The organism is Clostridioides sp. ES-S-0108-01 (assembly GCF_020662285.1).
Lineage (GTDB): Bacteria > Bacillota > Clostridia > Peptostreptococcales > Peptostreptococcaceae > Clostridioides.
Genome location: NZ_JADGMN010000049.1, coordinates 1 through 3,653 on the forward strand (window position 1 = coordinate 1; position 3,653 = coordinate 3,653).

The following is a 3,653-nucleotide window of genomic DNA, read 5'->3' on the forward strand; positions in this document are numbered from 1 at the left end:
TGTGTTTTTTCTACATTTTCCTATTTTTTCCTCACTGGTAAAATATGCTAATTTAGATATAATAAAAAGCTTCAATAGTAATCAAACTATCAAAGCTTATATTTATCTAATATCTATTTTCTAATTTATTTTGAAACATTTTAACACTCCTAATAGAATCTTTAGATGCTTTCAAAATGTCTACTAAAACTCTTATCTCATATTCGTTACAGTCTTTTAAAACTTCACTTAATTCTTTTTCAAAAATAACTTTAGAGTCTAAGATTACATCACACAACAGTTCATCTATTGATACTCCTAGCACATTAGCGATTGCGATTAGAGTTTGTAGACTGACAGTAGATTTACCTGTTTCGATATTTGACATGTGTGAAGGCGTTATGTTTATCAGTTCTGACACCGTGTCTTGTGTGAGTCTTTTCTTTATCCTAGCAATTTTGATTCTCTGACCAATCGCTCTAAAATCAAGTTCCATATGCGTTTTCCCTTCTCTTGTTAGTATTCACACATATTGTAACCTGTTTAAAATTATATTATAATAAATTAATACAAGTATTATTTATAATATTACATTATAATGTAATACTTAAAGTATACATTTCAATAGTTCAAGAAAGTGAGAATATAATGTATGAAAAAGATACCAGAAGCTGAACTTAAGGTTATGAAATTTATTTGGAACAAAAACGATACAGTCACATCTAAAGAAGTCATCAAAGCAATGCAAATTAAATGTAATTGGAAACCAACAACAGTACTAACATTTTTATCAAGACTGGTTAATAAACGCTTCTTAGCATCTGAAAGAATAAGTAAAATTACACACTATACAATACTTATAACAAAAAAAGATTACCTAAAATTTGAAACAAGACAGTTTTTAAGTGACATACATTCTAGTTCATTAGAATGCCTTCTAAATTCTTTAAAAGATTGCAATATTACACATAAAAAAAGCACACCAGTATAAATAATATAACTTATACAAGTGTACTTTTTTTATATGTTACTCACTTAATTATCTTTTAAACTTATGTAAACACTTATGTTGATAGTTTTCAAATTGTTACATAACTCTTGTAAATATATCTTTTTACAACTTATACCTATTCTAAATCGTTTAATTATGTGATTATAAACCACTATTTATATAAGCTTTATAAAAGAATTAACCCTATAAACACCAAGAGGATTAAAACACCTATAAACATTTGTACTTTTTTATTGTTCCTATAATTTATCCATGTCATAACACTTAGCAGAGTTATAAATAATAAATTTATAATTACTATTGATATTTCAATTACACCTAATAATTTCAAAATTACTAATATCATTGAAATTACTGAAATTACCAAGGCTAAGTTAGGTAAAAAGTTTCTTTTCATATAATCCCCCCTAATACAAAGCAACATTTTTTTAGTACTATTCGTACTTAAGATTAACTGTTAGATTAATCCTTCCAAAAGAACCTCTTTTTCCGTTTCATCAACTGTATTTAATAGCTTATTTATTCTAGCTTCAACTAAATGTTCTATACTTAAATCACTATCCATTAATCCTAATTCTTTTTTGATGTCCTCTATTTCTATATGTTTCTTAATAGTATAAACTCTTATTACTTTTTTATCTGTCACAGGACTTAGTAAGATGTTTTTATAGTATTTATAGGGCAGTCCTGTGACACCCCTATGTTGTTTATACTCAATAACAAAAATCGAGTGTAATATCAGTCTTATTTTCTTAATAGTCAATTTCTCTTTAGTGGCTAGAAACGTCTGCAAATCAATGCTTAGAGCTTCTAGGTGTTCTTTTGTATAACTTGTGCCAACTCCAAACATTGAATTAATATAGTTATAAGTGTAAGTCCCAATATTATCATCATTTATCAAAGAATTTGCATGTTTTTCTTTAATTTTTCGATAAATTGTTGTGTTTATCTGTTCAAAAAAAATACATATTCTGAATTGTAAAATTATGTAATTAAAATATTCACTTTATCATGTCAAATTTTACAGAGTTTTATTAATAAAAAAATAGGCAGCTTAAAAAAGTCACCTATTTAAGGTGACTTAATTTTTATATGTAAATTAATAATTATGATGTACTTATAAGTTAGCAACATCTGCGAATGTTTTCCATGTACCTAATCCAACGACACCATCAGCTTGTAACCCATATTTACTTTGGAAACTTTTAACTTTTTTATATGTATCATTGCCAAATATACTATCTATTCCTGTATAGAATCCAACTTTTTTTAATAGTAGTTGGACTAAATGTACTGGATTTCCAGAAGTTACATGTCCATAACCCACATATGTAGTAACATATACATTGTATGTTTTATCACCACTAACATGGAAATATGTTTCATAATAAGAAATAGTAAAGTCTGAATATGTGCTTATAGAATCATCTATTGTATAATTTTGCTTGTATTTATCCATTTCATCCATTGGAATAAAAATTTCTGAATCTGCACTAGGTATTATACCAATTTCTTTACAATTTTTATCATATTCATCTTTTAATATTTGTGGTGCATCTTTGTATTTAAACGTATAACCATCAATAGAAAATGAAAAGATGGGTTCTTTTGTTGCCTTATTACTAGATGTATCTTTATCTGTTGAATCTGCAAGTACAAATGAACTACTTAATAGCATAAAACATAGTGAAACTATCAATATTTTCCTAAACTTTTTTAACATAAAACCCTCCAAATATTTTGTATTAATCATCTACATGAACATTGAACTGATACTTAGGTTTTGAATTATTTTTATTTTGAATAGGAACTTGTTTTTGTAATGGATAACTTATGATGTTAGATGAAATAAAATTAAATCTTAAATATGTCATTGTAGATAGCAAACATAATATTAATGCAATTAAGAAGCCTTTTTTAGTTTTTCTGCAAACTATATTATCTAATCTCTTTTCTAAATTTGTTTTATAAAATTCTGTTATTAGCATTTCATTGTCTGTGTTTCTTAGTTTGGAAGAAGCAATAAGCGTTAGACCATATAAACGATGTTCTTCTAGTGATTTGTTATATATTACTTTTTCATCACAATATAGTTCACAATCTTCACTTACTTTTTTGCTCATTAAATATACAAAAGGATTAAACCAATACAAACATCTTAGAAAAGCCATTGTGAATTTAATAAGGTTATCTTTATTTTTAACATGTGTCAGTTCATATTTTAAAACCCAATAAAATTCAATCATATTATAATTGTCTGTAAGTAGTACATAAGGTTTAAATAAACCAACAACACAAGGACTAGATATATCATAAGAAAATCTTAATGTAATTTTTTGTTTGATATTTAGCTCAGTCTTCAAATGTTCAAATATAGAATTTATTTCAATATTATCAATTTCTTCTGATAAATCAATTAAAATATTTTTTTCTTTAAAATAATTTATAAATGTACGACCTACCAAAATAATTGCTACGAATAACCATATAAGTGATAAAGAAAATAAAGTAGTATTATTAGTTGGCAATAGATTATTATAATTATAAATTTTATCAATAAAATCCTTATCCTCAACAAAAACTGAATAAGTAAACATAAAAAATAACATTTTAAAAATGACAATTAACCAAATATAATAATTAAATTTTTTATTAAGAGATT

6 protein-coding genes are annotated in these 3,653 nt (G+C 25.2%); 1 reads left to right on the top strand and 5 read right to left on the bottom strand.

Translation table 11 applies throughout. From position 1 onward, the window contains the following. Nucleotides 1-106 precede the first annotated feature (106 nt). Nucleotides 107-475, bottom strand: a complete 369-nt coding sequence (locus IR152_RS19515; protein WP_077711565.1) for a helix-turn-helix domain-containing protein — start codon at nt 473-475, stop codon at nt 107-109. Nucleotides 476-631: 156 nt separating this feature from the next. Here IR152_RS19515 and IR152_RS19520 point away from each other — a divergent pair, with 156 nt between their 5' ends. After that, nucleotides 632-970 (top strand): BlaI/MecI/CopY family transcriptional regulator, encoded by a 339-nt coding sequence (locus tag IR152_RS19520; protein WP_227453486.1) that lies wholly within the window; start codon nt 632-634, stop codon nt 968-970. A 187-nt stretch (nt 971-1,157) separates the two neighbouring features. On the opposite strand, the gene IR152_RS19525 is transcribed toward IR152_RS19520, so the two are convergent. From IR152_RS19525 to IR152_RS19540, 4 genes are all read right to left on the bottom strand, one after another. Next, nucleotides 1,158-1,388, bottom strand: coding sequence for a hypothetical protein (locus tag IR152_RS19525; protein WP_227453487.1), 231 nt, complete (start codon nt 1,386-1,388; stop codon nt 1,158-1,160). Nucleotides 1,389-1,448: 60 nt separating this feature from the next. Further along, nucleotides 1,449-1,892: a hypothetical protein gene (locus IR152_RS19530; RefSeq protein WP_227453488.1), complete on the bottom strand. Its 444-nt coding sequence runs from the start codon at nt 1,890-1,892 to the stop codon at nt 1,449-1,451. A gap of 216 nt (nt 1,893-2,108) precedes the next feature. Continuing rightward, nucleotides 2,109-2,714, bottom strand: a complete 606-nt coding sequence (locus IR152_RS19535; protein WP_227453489.1) for a peptidoglycan-binding domain-containing protein — start codon at nt 2,712-2,714, stop codon at nt 2,109-2,111. A 22-nt stretch (nt 2,715-2,736) separates the two neighbouring features. Beyond that, on the bottom strand, nt 2,737-3,653 hold a 917-nt coding region (locus tag IR152_RS19540; protein ID WP_227453490.1), incomplete at its 5' end, for a M56 family metallopeptidase.

What these genes read in the sequence shown, in the direction of transcription:
- IR152_RS19515 (WP_077711565.1), bottom strand. Translation starts at nt 475, where the DNA reads ATGGAACTTGATTTTAGAGCGATTGGTCAGAGAATCAAAATTGCTAGG.
- IR152_RS19520 (WP_227453486.1), top strand. Translation starts at nt 632, where the DNA reads ATGAAAAAGATACCAGAAGCTGAACTTAAGGTTATGAAATTTATTTGG.
- IR152_RS19525 (WP_227453487.1), bottom strand. Translation starts at nt 1,388, where the DNA reads ATGAAAAGAAACTTTTTACCTAACTTAGCCTTGGTAATTTCAGTAATT.
- IR152_RS19535 (WP_227453489.1), bottom strand. Translation starts at nt 2,714, where the DNA reads ATGTTAAAAAAGTTTAGGAAAATATTGATAGTTTCACTATGTTTTATG.